Annotated in this window: 15 protein-coding genes; 9 read left to right on the top strand and 6 right to left on the bottom strand. The window is 63.0% G+C overall.

The features are described 5' to 3' along the window. The first annotated feature begins 11 nt into the window (after positions 1-11). Together G552_RS0100575 and G552_RS0100570 are read left to right on the top strand one after the other, a co-directional pair. Positions 12-1,355: a gluconeogenesis factor YvcK family protein gene (locus tag G552_RS0100575; RefSeq protein ID WP_051195620.1), complete on the top strand. Its 1,344-nt coding sequence runs from the start codon at positions 12-14 to the stop codon at positions 1,353-1,355. Further along, a complete protein-coding gene (locus tag G552_RS0100570; protein ID WP_036270086.1) occupies positions 1,352-2,038 on the top strand; it encodes a glucodextranase DOMON-like domain-containing protein in 687 nt (228 codons plus the stop codon). Before G552_RS0100575 ends, G552_RS0100570 begins: the two co-directional genes overlap by 4 nt. Positions 2,039-2,299: 261 nt before the next feature. Here G552_RS0100570 and G552_RS0100565 read toward each other — a convergent pair whose 3' ends face one another. From G552_RS0100565 to G552_RS0100555, 3 genes are all read right to left on the bottom strand, one after another. Further along, complete coding sequence (locus G552_RS0100565; protein ID WP_027881242.1) at positions 2,300-2,737, bottom strand: CBS domain-containing protein; 438 nt, start codon at positions 2,735-2,737, stop codon at positions 2,300-2,302. Between the two features lie 162 nt (positions 2,738-2,899). Continuing rightward, positions 2,900-4,048, bottom strand: a complete 1,149-nt coding sequence (locus G552_RS0100560; RefSeq protein ID WP_027881241.1) for an MFS transporter — start codon at positions 4,046-4,048, stop codon at positions 2,900-2,902. Between the two features lie 45 nt (positions 4,049-4,093). Beyond that, a complete protein-coding gene (locus G552_RS0100555; RefSeq protein WP_027881240.1) occupies positions 4,094-4,981 on the bottom strand; it encodes an SIS domain-containing protein in 888 nt (295 codons plus the stop codon). A gap of 58 nt (positions 4,982-5,039) precedes the next feature. Between G552_RS0100555 and G552_RS0100550 the strand changes: the two genes are divergently transcribed. Further along, the gene (locus G552_RS0100550; protein ID WP_027881239.1) at positions 5,040-6,239 is read left to right on the top strand and encodes an MFS transporter; all 1,200 of its coding nucleotides are present in this window, start codon (positions 5,040-5,042) and stop codon (positions 6,237-6,239) included. On the opposite strand, the gene G552_RS0100545 is transcribed toward G552_RS0100550, so the two are convergent. The 3 genes from G552_RS0100545 to dnaK all read right to left on the bottom strand — a co-directional run bounded on the left by G552_RS0100545 (position 6,226) and on the right by dnaK (position 9,613). Continuing rightward, positions 6,226-7,101 (bottom strand): DnaJ C-terminal domain-containing protein, encoded by an 876-nt coding sequence (locus G552_RS0100545; RefSeq protein ID WP_027881238.1) that lies wholly within the window; start codon positions 7,099-7,101, stop codon positions 6,226-6,228. The two genes, G552_RS0100550 and G552_RS0100545, sit on opposite strands and share 14 nt — an antisense overlap. A 22-nt stretch (positions 7,102-7,123) precedes the next feature. After that, positions 7,124-7,681: a nucleotide exchange factor GrpE gene (locus G552_RS0100540; RefSeq protein WP_027881237.1), complete on the bottom strand. Its 558-nt coding sequence runs from the start codon at positions 7,679-7,681 to the stop codon at positions 7,124-7,126. 66 nt (positions 7,682-7,747) lie between these two features. Further along, positions 7,748-9,613 carry a molecular chaperone DnaK gene (gene dnaK, locus G552_RS0100535; RefSeq protein ID WP_027881236.1) on the bottom strand — a complete coding sequence of 622 codons (1,866 nt, stop codon included), beginning with the start codon at positions 9,611-9,613 and terminating at the stop codon, positions 7,748-7,750. A gap of 219 nt (positions 9,614-9,832) precedes the next feature. Here dnaK and ftsH point away from each other — a divergent pair, with 219 nt between their 5' ends. The 6 genes from ftsH to G552_RS0100505 all read left to right on the top strand — a co-directional run bounded on the left by ftsH (position 9,833) and on the right by G552_RS0100505 (position 16,982). Next, entirely contained in the window at positions 9,833-11,704 is a 1,872-nt protein-coding gene (gene ftsH, locus G552_RS0100530; RefSeq protein ID WP_027881235.1) for an ATP-dependent zinc metalloprotease FtsH, read from the top strand. A 141-nt stretch (positions 11,705-11,845) separates the two neighbouring features. Next, complete coding sequence (gene sufC, locus G552_RS0100525; protein ID WP_027881234.1) at positions 11,846-12,607, top strand: Fe-S cluster assembly ATPase SufC; 762 nt, start codon at positions 11,846-11,848, stop codon at positions 12,605-12,607. A 12-nt stretch (positions 12,608-12,619) separates the two neighbouring features. Beyond that, on the top strand, positions 12,620-14,029 hold the full coding sequence (gene sufB / locus G552_RS0100520) for a Fe-S cluster assembly protein SufB (protein WP_027881233.1): 1,410 nt from the start codon (positions 12,620-12,622) through the stop codon (positions 14,027-14,029). Position 14,030: 1 nt separating this feature from the next. After that, complete coding sequence (gene sufD, locus G552_RS0100515; RefSeq protein ID WP_027881232.1) at positions 14,031-15,365, top strand: Fe-S cluster assembly protein SufD; 1,335 nt, start codon at positions 14,031-14,033, stop codon at positions 15,363-15,365. A gap of 64 nt (positions 15,366-15,429) precedes the next feature. Next, positions 15,430-15,732 carry a Rieske (2Fe-2S) protein gene (locus G552_RS0100510; RefSeq protein WP_027881231.1) on the top strand — a complete coding sequence of 101 codons (303 nt, stop codon included), beginning with the start codon at positions 15,430-15,432 and terminating at the stop codon, positions 15,730-15,732. Between the two features lie 71 nt (positions 15,733-15,803). Then, positions 15,804-16,982, top strand: coding sequence for an acyl-CoA dehydrogenase family protein (locus G552_RS0100505; protein WP_027881230.1), 1,179 nt, complete (start codon positions 15,804-15,806; stop codon positions 16,980-16,982). Position 16,983: the final 1 nt, after the last annotated feature.

The following is a 16,983-nucleotide window of genomic DNA, read 5'->3' as shown; positions in this document are numbered from 1 at the left end:
GAGGCGAAGGCGTGATCGGGAATAAGGCCAAACCGCTAAGCCTGCGCAGCTTGCTTCAGGGCCTGCGAGCCAGCCCTGCTGACGACCGCTTCTTTAGCCTGCTCCGCTGGCTTTTGCCGGGAATGCGGGTCAAGCGCTACGCCCTGCTGGCCTTCCTGGGGCTGCTGGCCATGTTCGTAGGGGTGGTGCACTTTTCCTGGCACACCCCCTTGTGGGGTTGGTTTTTACAGGTGGTTCGCTGGACTGGGCCTTGGGCCGTACCCATGTGGCTCTCGGGGTCGGTGTGGCTGGGGCTGGGGGTACTGCTTTTCCTGCTGGGCCTGCGGGCCATGAACCGCAGCCTGCTTTCGACCTTCACCGATCCTGCCTTGGTCTCCAAGCAGGTCTATATCCGCCGCCGGCTCGAGGCCGGCCCACGCATCGTGGCTTTGGGGGGTGGGACGGGGCTCTCGAGGGTGCTTCTCGGGCTTAAGCAGGAGACCGCCAACACCACGGCGATTGTGGCCGTTACCGACGATGGGGGTTCCACAGGCCGCTTGCGGGTTTCGTTCGGTGTGCCGGCGGTGGGCGACCTGGTGGACTGCCTGGCGGCTTTGTCCGACGCCGGGGGCCTACCCGACCTGATGAAGTACCGCTTCCAGCGGGGCGGTGAGCTGGCTGGTCACACCTTCGGCAACCTGATGCTGGTCTCGCTTGCCGAGCTTCACCAGGATTTTGCTGAGGCCATACGTCAGGCTAACCAGGTGTTGCGCTTGCGGGGGGCGGTCTGGCCCGCGACCTACGAAGCAGCCCGGCTCTGGGCCGAACGCGACGACGGCAGCCGGGTGGAGGGTGAGACCGCTTTGCGCGAGCGGAAGGGTCGCATCTTCAAGGTGGGCCTAGCGCCTATGGATGTGGCGGCCATGCCCGAGGCGATAGAGGCCCTGCAAAAAGCCGAGATGATTGTGCTAGGGCCGGGTAGCCTGTACTCCAGTGTGATTCCCAGTTTTCTGCCTAAGGGCATCCAGACCGCCATTCAGCTTTCCCAGGCCAAGCTGGTCTACATCGTCAACATCATGAGCGAACGGGGCGAGACCGAGGGTATGGATGCCTTCGACCACCTCCGGGCCATCGAGCAGCACCTGGGGCGTAGGCCTGGTGTGGTGCTGGTGAACAACGCGCCCATCCCTATAGGGGTGCTCAAGCGTTACCAGGCGGAAGGCCAGCAGCCGGTGCGCTTCAATCCCGAGCGCTTCAGGGGGCTAGGGGTGCGGATTGTGGCCGACGATTTCCTCGAGCCCGGTCAGGCCCAGCACGACCCCAGCCGGCTGGTTCGGGCTCTTATGGCCTTGTGCCAACCGCGCTCGCTACTATGATGCCCCTGCTCTTTACCGACCCCATAGGCGACGACTACGGCTTGGCCTATGCCTATCCCCGCGCGGCCTTGTATGCCGAGGGAGGCTTCGCCGACCTGACCGGCTTTGAGGCCCTGCAGAGCGGCGAGAAGGTGGTGCTGCGGGTTCGGCTTCAGCGCTACCCCAACCCCGCCAATGCACCCCATGGTTTTTCCCTGGCCACGGTGGCCATCTACATCGACACCGAGCCAGGCGGCCAGGAAGAATTGCCCGGAGCCGGTTTCAAAACCCCGCCAGGGCAGGGCTGGAACTGGGCCTATCTGCTCACCGGTTGGAAAGCCGAGGAGCACCGCCCCGATGGCCGGGCGCAGCCGGTGGTTCTGAGCCGGCGTGGGGAGTGGCTCGAGGTGGCCGCCAACCTTCCCCCAGGCGACTACGGCTACTACGTGGCGGTGGGCCTCTACGACCCCTTTACTCCCTGGCACTTCCGCCCGGTGCGGCCTGGTGGGGGGTCTTGGGTGCTCGAGGGCCCGGCGGGGGCTCCCGCGGCGGTGGATGTGCTGGCCTTCAACCAAAACCAGGCCTATCAGAGCGGGGTCTTGCCCCCTGTGCGGGCGGTGCAGAACCGCATGCCCTGGGCCCTTCTGAGCGCAGCCCTGGGGCTTCTTTCTATTCTGCTGGCCTTCCGCTTTCCCCGGCGCTAAGTATCCTGGGCCGGTGCAGACCTTCCTATTGCGGCTGTTGCTCAACACCATGGCTGATGGCCCAGGGGTGCGGAGGTCTTTACTGGGAAGCCGGCAGTGGATGGCTGGCCGGGCTGGTCTTCGGCTGGGCCAATGCTCTTTATCTCCTGCTGTGGCTTGCTTTATTTTGTTGTGGTCAATGCCCTTATGGGTGGTGGCTGCCCTGACCCCGGTGGGTTTACTGGGGCGTTTTACGAGGCTTTCTGCTTGCCTTTCCAGGGGTTAGCGCGAGCCGGTGATATAGCTCTCGAGTTCGGCAATCATAAACTCCTGCTGGGTCATAATGGCTTTGACCACATCCCCAATGGAGACGACGCCTACTAGTTGCCCATTGTCGATGACCGGCAGGTGGCGTACCCGGTGGCCGGTCATCAGGTTCATGCAGTCGGCCAAGGTGGCCTCTGGGCTGACCGTGACTAATTCGTCGGTCATAACCTCCCGCACCAGGGTGTCCTTGGAGATGCGGCCCATCAGTACGATCTTGCGGGCGTAGTCCCGCTCGGAGAAGACCCCTACGAGCTGGTTGCCCTCCACCACCATCAAAGCGCCCACATCGTAGGCGGCCATGCGCTCTAAGGCCTCGAACACGGTGGCCTCGGCGGGGATGGTGTGAACCAGGTGGCCCTTGGCTTGGAGTAGCTGCCGTACGGTGCTGGTCATACGCTCACCTCCCAGGGTTTGGTAAGGCCAAGTGAGGGATGGGGCTTGGGCTATGGAATGGCCCTACCCACCGGGCAAGTACCTCTTGGCCAACCCCTTCGCTCTGAACGTTGGCCCTATTCTACTCCCTCAAAGCCGCGGGGGAAATAGGGGGCCTGCGCTTCAGGTACCCTTGCCTGCCAAGCGAGGGTTGGCCTCGCGCACCGCCAGCGACAGGGTAAGGGCTGGAATAAGCAGCAGGCCTAGCACGCTCAGGCTCTCGAGCACCCCAAAGCGTTCGATAAGGGGCCCCACGACCCCATACAAGAGCCCAGCAAAGCCCCAGGTGAAGCCCATCAGAAGCCCCGAGACAGTGGCCATCTGGCTGGGCTCATGCTCCTGGGCCATGGCTACCGCCACCGGCACCCCGGCGTTCATCAGCGCCCCGGTAAGGGCCAGCAGCCCCACGTAAAGCCAGTTTTCCGGTGGCAGGAGCAATAGCGCCAGGTAAAGCGGAATGGCAAAGACCATGGTGCCTACCAGCACGTTGCGCCGACCCAAACGGTCGGAGAGGGTCCCGCCCAGGAAGGCACCCGCCGTGGCTGAGAGGCTGTAGACCGAGAGGGTAAGGGCCACCTGCCCATCGGGGATACCCCGCTGGTGGAACCAAAAGGGAATGGTGGTGGAAAAGCTCATGAAGACGATGCTGCGTAAGGTCGAGACGGCCCATAACCGGGCCACTTGCCCGTGGAAGACCCGCCTTAGGTCGGCTAGAGAGGAGGGACGGGTTTGTAGCTGGGCTGGGGGAGCCTGGCGCAGCAGCCAAAAAGCCGGTACCAAGGCCAGGGGGATAAACCAGGCCAAAGAGGGTAGCCCCCACTGATTGACCGCACTTAGCGAGACGATAGGGCCCAGGGCCAGACCGATATAGCCCCCCGTGCCAAAAAAGCTCATCCAGAATCCCCGGCGGGCCGGGTCGGCGTACTGGCCGACCAAGGCTGCGCCTGCTGAGTGGAATAGGGCTGAGCCTAGGCCGGACAAGGCCAGCATGGCCCCGGCGACCCAAAGATTGGGGAAGAAGCCCAGTAGACCCCCGCCCATGGCCATCAGCAGGGGGCCTAGGGCGGCCAGAACCCGCCGGTCGTAGCGGTCGGCCACCAGCCCGGCCAAGGGCTGCAAGAGGCTGCCGGTGAGGGATTGTAGGGCTACCAGCAGCGAGACCGCACCGTAGCTGGTGCTAAAGGCGGCCTGGAGTTTGGGGAGCAGAGGGGTTAGGAAAGCGCCGAACAGATCGTTGGTGGCGTGAAGCCAAGCAAGGAGAAACGGCAGCACAGCTCAGCATATCCCGGGCCTAGCGGGCCTAAGGTGCACTGGCTTTCATCCAGCGGCCCGGCGCAGGTTGTGCAGCACCTCCCAGTCGCCTGGCTCTACGCCATACAAGAGGGCCAGGTAGTAGCTGGTCCAGGCGATGCGGTACCAGTAGCAGAGGGCTTTGGCCAGGGTGCCTTCAGCCTCGGGTTCGGGCAGCTCGATGAGGGTGTCTACTCGGCTTTCCAGGATTTCCTGGGCATAGGCTTGGCTCTCACCTTCTCCTAGAATAACCGCGGCGATGGGGTCGCCCTGTTCGTGGCGGGCCTCGAGGCCGGTCACAAAAAACTCCAGGGCCGAGGGTGGGGGCGTAAGAGAGAGGCTTTTGCCGATACGGGCAAAGGTCTGCTGGAGAGCCTGGGCCAGGCCGGGGTAGTGCTCGGGCACCACCCACAAAGGGGTGCGCTCGAGCAGGGTATAGGCCAGGAACTTAGCGGGGTTTTTGTCCAGACTCACCTCGGGACGTAACCGCTCCCGTTCCAGCAGCAAGGCCCGGTCGATGCGGGCCAGCGCCTCGGGCTGCTGGGTGGCCAGCAGTAAAAAGCGCAGGTAGCGGTAGGCGGAAAGAGGGTGGGAGGGCACCTCCACCTCGACGTTTTCCTGGAAGCCCAGGCGCACGACCTCGCTCTGGCCCAAGGCGGCATAAAGCCCAGCCCCGGCAGCGCGGCCAAAATCGTAGCCGCCCTCGAGGACGAACTGGGTGCCCCGGGCGGTGAACTCCGGGGCGAAGTCGCGGGCAAGCTGCGCGGCCCACCAGCCCTCGCCAAACCCCACCACCCCATACGGTGGGGCATATGGGCCTTGGGGCACTGGCCCGCTGCCCACCAGATCACGCAGGTCGAGGGCCAGACCCAGACGGTCGGCTAGATAGGTTTCCTGAGCATCGAGGTCGCGCATCCAGCCTAGTTTACCTGCCCTGGGAGCCCAAAGGGTTTTGCGGTAGCCTAGAGCTCGCATGTCGCCTTGGGCTGTCCTCCTCGCTGCCATGACTGCAGGAACCGCCGTATCCCTCATTGGACAGGCCTACCCCACCCTGGCTCCCTATATCCGCGCCGATCTAGGGCTTTCCCTGGCGGCGGTGGGTCTGCTCAATACCTACATCTACCTGGGTACTATGCTAGGGGCCTTGCCTTCGGGCTGGTTTACCGACCGGCTGGGTAGCCGCACCGTGATGATTGCCGGCACGCTTTCGGGGGCGGCCTTAGCTGTGGCCATTGCCCTGCTGGCCCGTAGCGCTTGGGTGTTTATCCCCTTCCTTTTTTTGCTGGGCCTGGTGGTGGCTTCGGCTACCCCGGCTGGCTCGCAGGCGGTAGCCCAGTCGTTTCCCCCTGAGCGACGCGGCTTGGTGATTGGCTTGCGGCAGATGTCGGTTCCTTTGGGGGGAGCGTTAGCGGCCATGGTTTTGCCCGCGGTGGCTTATGTGGCTGGTTGGCGCTGGGCCTCGCTGGCCGCGGCCTTGCTGGCGGTGCTGGCAGCCTGGATAGCTGCTCGGCTCTATTACGAAAGCCTGCTGCCTCGTGCCCAGCCCCATAGCCCTGCCCAGCGCCCCACCCTGCGGCAGGTGTTGCGCGAGCGGAACATCCTGTTGGCAGCGGTGGCGGGAGTAACCTTGCCTACGGGCCAGTTTGTGATGATCACCTACCTCATCCTCTACCTCAAGGAGCGCTATGGGGTTCCCGAGCTGACCGGGGCAGCCCTTCTGACCTTAGCCCAGTTTGCCGGGGCCTTTAGCCGGGTGTTCTGGTCGTGGCTTTCCGACCGGCTGGGGGGAGCGCGCAAACCGCTTTTGGTGATGATGGTGGGCCTAGCTAGCCTCAGCGCGCTGCTGCTGGCCTGGCTCCCTTTGGGCACCCCCTTGTGGCTCAAGGGCCTGGTCGTGGTGCTTTACGGGGCTACCGCGCTAGGTTGGCAGGGTCTGCACTTTTCCTTGCTTACCGAGCTTTCACCCCCAGGCTGGGAGGGTCGGGTAGTGGGGTTTGGCCTGGTTTTTACCTCCATCGGCATCGCTGCGGCCCCGCCCCTGTTTGGCCTGTTGGTGGACCTGAGCCAAAATTACGCCCTGGGCTGGATTGCCCAGGCGGGGGTTTTTGGCTTGGGGGCTTGGCTGCTTTCGAACGTGGTAGAGCGGAGCTGGAATGGGCCTAGGGTACCTTAAGCAACCGGGCTAGCTCGCCATATAAGCGCTCTTCCTCTGGGCTGGGATGGGTAGGGATAACGACGCGAACCTCGGCGTACTGGTCGCCCCGGCGGCCATCCTTGCGGGGCCAGCCCTTGCCCACCAGGCGCAGCTTACGGCCAGCCTGGGTGCCTTTGGGGATGGTAAGCTCTACGGGTCCATCGAGGGTTTGTACCCGCACCTTGCCCCCCAGTACGGCAATAGGGGCCGGCACCTCTACCACCGAGTAGAGGTCGTCGCCCTCGAGGCGCATCTGCGGATGGGGCTGCAACCGCACCTGTAGATACAAATCTCCTCCGCCCCGCCCTTTGCCCGCCAGGCGGATTTTCTGCCCTTCCCGCACCCCAGGGGGAATCCGCACGGTAAGGCGTTCTGCGCCTACCGAGATGGTTTTTTCGCCCCCGCGGTAGGCCTCCTCCAGGCTCAAGGGTAGCTCAGCCTCGAGGTCGCGGGCCACCCGGCGTGGACCTGGGCGGGCGGTTTCTTCGAACAGGTCGCCAAACCCGCCCCTTCCCGCAAAGTGGCCAAAGAGCTGTTGGAAGAAATCGGAGAAATCCCCCGCATTGCCGCTGAAACCGCCAAACCCTCCCTGGCCTGGAGGGGGGCCCTGCCAATGGCCACTCCCCACCGACGTGCCGTAGGTGTCGTAGAACCGGCGCTTTTCTGGGTCGGAAAGAACCGTGTAGGCCTCGTTGATCTCCTTGAATTTCTCCTCGGCCCCCGGCTCTTTGTTCACGTCGGGGTGGTACTTGCGGGCCAGCCGTCGGAAGGCCTTTTTGATCTCCTCTTCCGAGGCGTTTTTGGCTACCCCTAGAATTTTGTAGTAGTCCTTGTAGGCCATATGGGTTTGGGGCTTGGCTTAGTTAAGCGCTAGGTTCGCTGTTTTGGCTTGGGCTTTCCTCGTTCTGGGTTTTCCCACTACCCACCACCACCCGGGCTGGGCGTACCAGCAGATCGCCATATTTGAAACCCTGCTGGTATACGTGGACTACCTTGCCCTCCTCGCCCTCCACAGCTCCGATGGCTTCGTGGTAGCGTGGGTCGAACTCGGACCCTGCTCCAGGTACACTTTCCACGCCCAGGCTCTTGAGGTTGCGAACGAAGTTGTCCAGCACCGACCTAACCCCGGGAATCAGGTCCTCGGGCTTAACGCTGGCGAAGCCCAGGGCCCGCTCGAGGTCGTCCATGGTGCCAAGGAGGGCTCGCACGGCCTCAAACTTTCCGTTGCGCTGGGCGGCTTCCAGTTCGTGTACCATGCGCTTTTTGTAGTTTTCAAAATCGGCGTAAAGGCGCAGAAACTTGTCTTTGGAAGCCTCGAGTTCGGCCTTAAGAAACTCCACCTCGCCCTTGAGGCGATCCACTTCCGAGGCCTCGCCTGCGGGTTCGGTAGTAGGTTCGGGGGCCAGGTTTTCTTTTTCCATAGGGGCTCCTCAAGATTGGAGACCCCACGGCAGGGTGTGCGGGCCCACCGTGGGGTGGAGAAGGGTCTAGTCGGCGGGTTTGTAATCGGCGTCAATCACGTCGTCGGAGCGGGGGCTGCTGGATGCCTGGCCCGCTCGGGCCGTGGCCCCTTGCTCGTAAGCCTGCAAGGCCGCCAGCAATTCCTCGGTGGCACTGCGTAGCTCAGCGTCGGCAGCATCGTTTTCCACCAGGGTCTTGGCCCGGTTGATGGCCGCCTCCAGCCGGCTCTTGGCCTCAGGGGTGCTTTCCTTCTCGCCCATCACCCGCTCGGCCTGGATGCGGGCAGTGTCGAGGTTGTTCCGGAGGTCGGCGTGCTCCTTGCGCCGCCGGTCGGCTTCGGCGTTGGCCTCGGCTTCCTTGATCATGCGTTCGATCTCCTGCTCGGAGAGGGTGGTGGTGTTTTGGATGGTGATGGAGGCCTCTTTGCCGGTGGACTTCTCCTTGGCCGTTACGTGCAGGATACCGTTGGCATCGATGTCGAAGGTCACCTCGATCTGGGGCACCCCTGCCGGCAGGGGTGGGATGCCGTCTAAGCGGAAGCGGCCCAGGCTTTTGTTGTCCGCCGCCATGGGGCGCTCCCCTTGCAGCACGTGAATCTCCACCGAGGGCTGGTTGTGTTCAGCGGTGGTGAAGATTTCCGACTTGCGGGTAGGCACGGTGGTGTTGCGCGGAATCAGAACCGTGCAAACCCCACCTTTGGTCTCCACCCCCAGCGAGAGCGGGGTCACGTCCAGGAGCACCACATCCTCTACATGCCCGGTGAGCACCCCAGCCTGCACAGCAGCTCCCAAGGCGACGACCTCGTCGGGGTTCACGCTGCGGTTGGGCTCCTTGCCTAGCATCTCCTTCACGATCTGCTGCACCGCAGGCACCCGGGTGGAACCGCCGACCAGCAGCACCTCATCAATCTGGGCGGCACTCAGCCCAGCATCGCGCAAGGCTTGTTCTACCGGGCCGCGAATCCGCTTCAGCAGGGGCTGGATGAGCTCCTCAAACTTGGCCCGGGTTAGTTTGCGCTCGAGGTGCAGCGGGGTCTTGGAGACCGGGTCCAGGCCGATGAAGGGCAGGCTGATGGTGGTCTCAGTGACGTTGGAAAGCTCGATCTTGGCCTTCTCTGCCGCTTCAATCAGACGCTGCAGGGCCTGGCGGTCGGCCTTTAGGTCGACCCCACCGGACTCCTTCTTGAACTCCTCAGCCAGCCAGTTCACGATGGCGTGGTCAAAGTCGGAGCCGCCTAGGTGGGTGTCCCCGGCGGTGGACTTGACCTCGAAGACGCCCTCGCCGATCTCCAGCACCGTCACGTCGAAGGTACCCCCACCCAGGTCGAAGACCAGCACGGTCTCGTGGCCTTTCTTGTCCAGCCCATAGGCCAGCGCAGCAGCGGTGGGCTCGTTGACGATGCGCAAGACCTCGAGGCCGGCGATCCGGCCCGCGTTGGCGGTAGCCTCGCGCTGGGCGTTGTTAAAGTAGGCGGGAACGGTAATCACCGCCTTGGTAATCTTTTCGCCCAGCTTCTTGGAGGCGTCCTCCACCAGCTTGCGCAGAATCATGGCAGAGATTTCCTCGGGGGTATAGAGCTTGCCCTGGATGTCTACCCGTACCCCGCCATCAGGGCCAGGCACCACCTTGTAGGGCATGCGCTTGGCCTCTTCCTGCACCTCCTCCCAGCGGCGCCCGATGAAGCGCTTGATCTCGAACACGGTGCCCTCGGGGTTCAACACCGCCTGCCGCCGGGCTACCCGGCCTACAAGCTGGTCGCTTCCCTTATAGGCCACCACGCTGGGGGTGGTTCGCTCTCCTTCAGCGTTTTCCAATACTACGGGCGCCCCGCCTTCCATAATGGCGATGACGCTGTTGGTGGTTCCCAGGTCGATTCCTACGGCTTTGGCCATATCTCCTCCAATGACCGCACTAAGCGCGGTTCACTACCCTAAATGGTAGCTATTTCTAGTTAGTTTGTCAATAGAGTTGAGTCTACTATTGTCAAGTCGAGCGGGTGAGTGGGTTCGGGCGAGCGCTTCTGGGGGGCTCGAGGGGATTCGCCATCCTAACCCCCCCACGGTTGTTTCCGCTACCTTTGCCCTTGTAATTCGGTGTACGCTAAAGAAGCAATGAACCGCTTGCCGTTCAACCTGTGGTTTGTCCTGCTGGTGGCTATTCTGATTGCCTGGGCGTTCAGCCTGACCTCAGGCCAGCAACCGGTTGGTCAGGTGGCCTACACCAACTTCCTCAACGAGGTGGAAGCAGGCCGGGTAGCCAAAATTCTGGTCGATGGACGGCAGCTCAACGTAACCCCTAAGGACGGCGGCGAACCTTACCTGACCTTTGCTCCAGGGCCCATCGACACCACCACCATTCGCGAGTGGGGCGAGAAGAAAATCGTGGTGGAGATCGCCCCCCCCAGAAGGGAAAACCCCATGCTGGGCTTTCTCATTCCCTTGTTGCTGGTGGGCCTTTTAATAGGGATTTTCTTTTTCTTCTCGCGCAACCGCAGTCCCTCGGGGGATAGCGCTTTCAGCTTTACCAAAAGCCGGGCCAGGGTCCTGACCGAGGCCCCCAAGACCAGCTTTAAGGACGTGGCGGGTTGTGAGGAGGCCAAGGAAGAGCTCAAGGAGATCGTGGAGTTCCTCAAGTCGCCGGCCCGCTTTCACGAGATGGGCGCCCGCATCCCCAAAGGGGTGCTGTTGGTGGGGCCGCCCGGTTCGGGCAAGACCCACATCGCCCGGGCGGTAGCGGGGGAGGCCAAGGTGCCCTTCATCGCTGCTTCCGGCTCAGACTTTGTGGAGATGTTTGTGGGGGTGGGCGCAGCCCGGGTACGCGATTTATTCGAAACGGCCAAGCGCCACGCCCCCTGCATCATCTTCATCGACGAAATTGATGCGGTGGGGCGTCGCCGTGGCGGTGGGGTGGGCGGTGGCAACGACGAGCGGGAGCAGACCCTCAACCAACTGCTGGTGGAACTGGACGGCTTCGAGAAGGAGTCCAGCATTATCGTCATGGCGGCGACCAACCGCCCCGACGTGCTTGACCCCGCCTTGTTGCGTCCAGGCCGCTTCGACCGCCAGATTGCTATTGACGCTCCCGATGTGCGGGGGCGGGAGCAGATTCTGAGAATCCACGCTAAGGGTAAGCCTTTGGCTGAGGATGTAGACCTGGCCCTTCTGGCTAAGCGCACCCCGGGGTTTGTGGGGGCAGACCTGGAGAACCTGCTCAACGAGGCTGCTTTGCTGGCGGCCCGCGATGGGCGTAAGAAAATCACCATGAAAGACCTCGAGGAGGCCGCCGACCGGGTTATCATGGGGCCCGCCAAGAAGAGCCTGGTGCTGAGCCAGAAGGACCGCGAGGTGACCGCCTATCACGAGGCCGGCCATGCCTTGGCGGCCCATTTCCTGGAGCATGCCGACAAGGTGCACAAGGTAACCATCGTACCCCGGGGTAGGGCTATGGGCTTTATGATGCCTAGCCGACAGGACACCCTGCACTGGAGCAAAAAACGCCTGACCGACCAGATTGCAGTAGCCCTGGCCGGGCGGGTGGCCGAGGAACTCATCTTCGATGATGTGACCACTGGGGCAGAAAACGATTTCCGCCAGGCTACCGACCTGGCCCGGCGGATGATCACCGAGTGGGGCATGCACCCCGAGTTTGGCATGGTGGCCTATCAGGTGCGCGAGGACACCTACCTGGGGGGCTACGATACCCGGCAGTACTCCGAGGATACCGCCCGACGCATAGACGAGGCAGTGCAGAAGCTTTTGCAGGAGCAGCACGACAAGGTATTGCAGCTGCTCTCGGAGAAAAAAGAGGTGCTCGAGCGGGTGGCACGAACCCTTCTGGAGCGGGAGACCCTCAATGCTGAGGAGTTTGTGCGGGTGGTGGAAGGTGAGCCTCTGGAGAGTGAGCCAGCCGCTGAACCGCCCAAGGAAGAAAAAGAGCCACCGCGGGTGGTGCCCAAGGTCAAGCCCAACCTGGGGGGCGCTTGAGCCAGATCCGGCTTTGTAAGCCGGGTTTCCTAAATCCCGACTAAATTACTATATTTTCTGGGAAACGGGGTTTATACTCTTATTGCGAGTGATTCGCAGTAAGGGTTCCGTGGCTAAAGTCTAGTCTAGAAGAGGGAAAGCATGGTCAACCAACTGGAAATCCGCAACCTGCACGCCAAGATTGCCGACAGCGGTGAGGTCATCCTGAAAGGGGTCAACCTGGTAGTACCCAAGGGCCAGATTCACGCGGTGATGGGCCCCAACGGGGCGGGTAAGAGCACCCTGGGCAAGATTATCGCGGGCGACCCCAGCTACGAGGTGACCGCTGGGGACATTCTGGTGGATGGGGAGAGCATCCTAGAGCTCGAGCCCGACGAGCGTGCCCGCAAAGGGCTTTTCCTGGCCTTCCAGTACCCTGTGGAGGTGCCAGGGGTCTCCAACGCCAACTTCCTGCGCCTAGCCCTGCAGGCCAAAAAGGGCGAGGAAGTGAGCATGATGGAGTTCTACGACCGGCTGCAGAGGGCTTTGAAAACCCTGGACTGGGACGAGAGCATCCTCACCCGCTACCTCAACGACGGCTTTAGCGGGGGCGAGAAGAAGCGCAACGAGATCATGCACATGATGGTGCTCGAGCCCACCTATGCCATCCTGGACGAGACCGACTCCGGCCTGGACATCGACGCATTGAAGGTGGTCGCCAAGGGGGTCAACGCCATGCGCGGCCCCAACTTTGGGGCCCTGCTGATCACCCACTACCAGCGCATTCTGAACTACATCGTGCCCGACGCAGTGCACGTGATGATGGATGGCCGCATCGTTACCTCGGGTGGCCCTGAGCTGGCCCTACAGCTCGAGGAGCGGGGCTACGAATGGGTTAAAGAACTGGCCGTGACGGGCAGCTAAGGCGAGGTCGATATGTCCGACACTCTGGAAATCGAACAGATAGGCAGCGAGTACAAGTACGGCTTCGTGGACGAGGTGAAGCCGGTATGGAAGGCGGAAAAGGGGCTGAGCCGCCGGGTGGTGGAGGCCATCAGCTACCACAAGGACGAGCCCGCCTGGATGCTCGAGTTCCGCCTCAAAGCCCTAGAAATTTACCAGTCCAAGCCGGTGCCCACCTGGGGCCCCGACCTTTCGGGGCTCAACATGGACGAGATTTACTTTTACGCCAAGCCCACCGAGAAGCGCGACGCCACGAGCTGGGAGGAGGTGCCCGAGGAGATTCGCAAAACCTACGAGCGGTTGGGCATCCCCGAGGCTGAGCGCAAGGTGCTGGCAGGGGTGGGGGCGCAGTACGATTCGGAGATGGTCTACCACCAGGTGCGGGAGGAGCTAAAGCGCCTGGGGGTAATTTTCGTCTCCATCGAGGAGGGCCTCAAGCAGCACGAGGATTTGTTCCGTGAGTACTTCGCCACCGTGGTACCGCCGGAGGATAACAAATACGCCGCGCTCAACTCGGCGGTCTGGTCGGGCGGCTCGTTTGTGTATGTGCCCAAGGGGGTCAAGGTGGAACTCCCCCTGCAGGCCTACTTCCGGGTCAACACCGCGGAGCTGGGCCAGTTCGAGCGAACCATCATCATCGTGGATGAGGGCGCCGAGGTTCATTACATCGAAGGCTGCACGGCCCCGGTCTACACCACCGACTCCTTCCACTCGGGGGTCATCGAGATTGTGGTGAACGAAGGGGCCAGGAGCCGCTACACCACCATTCAGAACTGGCCGCACAACATGTACAACCTGGTGACCCAACGGGCCTTGGTCAAGAAAGACGCCTACCACATGTGGCTGGATGGCAACCTAGGCTCCAAGGTGACCATGAAGTACCCCTCCTCCTACCTGGTGGAGGAAGGGGCCCGCTCGGACATCCTCTCCATTGCCTTCGCGAGCAGCGGCCAGCACCAAGACGCCGGGGGCAAACTCATTTTTGCTGCGCCCCATACGGGTGGCTCCATCGTGTCCAAGAGCATCTCCAAAGGCTCGGGCCGCAGCAGCTACCGCGGCCTGATCCGGGTCTATGAGGGGGCCAAGCACGTCAAGGTGAACGTGGAATGCGACGCTTTGCTCATCAACGAGGAGTCGCGCACCGATACCTACCCCTACATGGAGATCGAGGACGATACCGCCACCGTAGGCCACGAGGCTACGGTGAGCCGCCTCAACGACGAGCAGATCTTCTATCTGCAAAGCCGGGGTCTGCCCGAGGATGAGGCGGCGGCCCTGATCGTGCGGGGTTTCATCGAGCCGGTGGCCAAGGAGTTGCCGCTGGAGTACGCCGTGGAGTTGAACAAGCTGATTGAACTGGAGATGGAAGGGTCGGTGGGTTAGCATGGAACGCACAGCAGCTCTTTCCCGCGACCAGGTGATCGAGGTCTCGGCCAAGCTGGGCGAGCCCAGGTGGCTTTTGCAAAAGCGCTTGGCGGCCTGGGAGACCTTTGCCAAGCTGCCCTACCCCACCCCCCGCACCGAGGAGTGGAAGTACACCGACATCACCGAGGTGCCCTTCGAGGAGCTACCCCTCGAGCTGCCAACAGGTAAGCCCAAGGCCATTCCTCAAGCGGTGCGGGATCGGCTGGCCCAGGCCCAGCTGGCGGGCTATGCGGTGTTTGTGGGGGCTGAGCTGGTGCACCTCGAGCTGCCCGAGGAGCTACGGCAGCAAGGGGTTATCCTCACCAGCCTGCACCAGGCCCTGGCCCAGTATCCTGACCTGCTCGAGGCCCATCTTTTCAAGGCGGTGAACTGGGCCGATTGGGTGGGCCCCCAGCAAAACCGCCCGGAGAACGCCAAGATTCCCGCTCTCAATGCGGCGTTTTTCACCCACGGGGTCTTTCTATACGTTCCCAAAAATGTGGCCTTCAGCAAGCCGCTGGGGGTGTTTAAGTACCTGGAAGGGGGCCAGCTCTCGGGCTCGCGTACCCTGATTGTGGCCGAGGCCCACAGCCAGGCGGTGTACATCGAAGAGTACCTCTCGCCCAGCCAGGTGCCCCCTTCGGTGAACACCTCGGCTACCGAGATCGTGCTAGCCGATGGGGCCAAGGTGCGCCACGCCCACATCCAGCTGCTGGGCCGCGGCTTCTACCACTTCCACCGCCAGCGGGCCCTCCTCCAGCGGGATGCCACCCTCAACGACCTGGTGGTGAACATGGGCTCGAGCCTGAGCCGGGCCGAGGTGCAGTCGGAGATGCTGGGGCCGGGGTCTTTCTCGGAGATGCTGGGCCTGTACTTTACCTCGGGCACCGAGCATGTGGACCACTACACCCTGCAGCACCACGTGGCCGACCACGCCCACTCCGACGTGCTCTACAAAGGCGCGGCCAAGGATCAGAGCCGCACGGTCTACGCTGGGTTGATCAAGGTGGCGCAAGGAGCCCAGAAAACCGATGCCTACCAGACCAACCGCAACCTGCTGCTCTCGGCGGAGGCCCGGGCCGACAGTGTGCCCCAGCTCGAGATTGGCGCCAACGACGTGCGCTGCTCCCACGGTTCCTCCACCGCACCGGTAGCCCCCGAGGAGCTTTTCTACCTGATGAGCCGAGGCTTGCCCCGCCACATGGCCCAGCAGATTCTGGTCAAGGGCCACATGACCGATGTGCTGACCCGTATTCCCATTGAACCTTTGCGCCAGTACATCGAGAGCATCATCGAGGAAAAGGTGCGGATATAGGGTTTGGTGGATGGCCTTTGGAAGCCCCGGGGGTCGCAGCCTCCGGGGTTCTGGTAGGTGAGATATGTGGATTCCAGTGGCTAAGCTCGAGGAATTCCAGAATGGCCGCCTGGTGGTGCGGGTGGAGGAGGAGAAAACCCCAGTGTTGCTGATCTATACCGGGGAGGAGGTTTTCGCCATTTCCGACATCTGCACCCACGACAAAAATCCTCTCTCCGACGGGCCGGTCGAGGGGGAGACCATCCGTTGTACGCGCCATGGGGCCCGCTTCAACCTGCGCACCGGCAAGGCCACCCTACCCGCGCCCCGTCCGGTCAAGGCCTACAAGACCCGAATAGAGCAGGGTCAGGTTTGGCTGGAAGTTTGAGCCCCCGAGTGCCGCATGGGGCCTGCTTTGCGGGTGGACGGCTTGAAAAACTCGCTTTAAACTAAGTACAAATGCACCCCCTCGAGGCGGTACAGGCGTTTGTGCAGGAGCGGATATTCCCGCTCGAGGCGCGGTTTTTGCGAGAAGGGTTTGCTGCGGTGGAGCCCGAGCTACTGGCCTTGCGCCAGGAGGTCAGGGCGCGGGGCTGGTGGTTGCCCCCATTGCCACCCCCCTGGGGGCTGGGCCTGGGCCTGGGCGAGTTTGCCCGCTGGAGCGAGGTGTTGGGCCAGAGCCCCCTGGGGCACTACGTCTTCAACACCCAGGCCCCGGACATCGGCAATATGGAGGTGCTGCTCAGGCACGGCAGCCCGGAGCAGCAGGCCCGCTACCTGAAGCCCCTGGCCGAAGGGCGCATTCGCAGCGCCTTCGCCATGACCGAGCCGGAGCGCCCCGGCTCTAATCCGGCCTGGATGGAGACCCGGGCGGTTTTGCAAGGGGATGAGTGGGTGATCCACGGGCACAAGTGGTATACCACCGGCCTCGAGGGGGCGGCCTTCGTGATTGTGATGGCCATGACCGACCCCGAGGCCCCCAGCCCCTACGCCCGGGCCAGCCAGATTATCGTGCCTACCGATACCCCAGGGCTGGTGCCGGTGCGCAAGATTCCGGTGATGGGGGAGGAGGGCCAGGGCTGGATGAGCCATTCCGAGCTGCGCTTGGAAGGGGTGCGGGTGCCGGCGGAAAACCTACTGGGCCCCAGGGGCAAGGGCTTTGCCATCGCCCAGGAGCGGCTGGGGCCTGGGCGGATACACCACTGTATGCGCTGGGTGGGCATCGCCCAGCGCTGCTTGGAGATGATGTGCGCCTATGCCGCCCGGCGCGAGCTGGCCCCAGGCCAGCCCCTGGGCTCCAAGCAGGCCATCCAGCACCTCATTGCCGAGACTAAGGCCGAGGTGCACGCGGCCCGGCTGATGGTGCTGGATGCCGCCCACAAGGTGGAAGCCGAGGGGGCCGAGCGGGCCCGGGTGGAAATCTCGCTCATCAAGTTTTTCGTGGCGGGGGTCTTGCAGCGGGCGGTGGACCGGGCTATCCAGGTCCATGGGGGGCTGGGCCTGTCCGATGATCTTTTGCTGGCCTTCTTCTACCGCCACGAGCGGGCTGCCCGCATCTACGATGGGGCCGACGAGGTGCACAAGACCGTGGTGGCCCGGGCCGAGCTGAAGAAGTACGGCCTCGAGGTGGCCTTGTGAG

Origin of the sequence: Meiothermus rufus DSM 22234 (genome assembly GCF_000423425.1) — a bacterium.
Taxonomy (GTDB): Bacteria; Deinococcota; Deinococci; order Deinococcales; family Thermaceae; genus Meiothermus; species Meiothermus rufus.
This window is presented reverse-complemented; position numbering and strand designations above follow the sequence as displayed.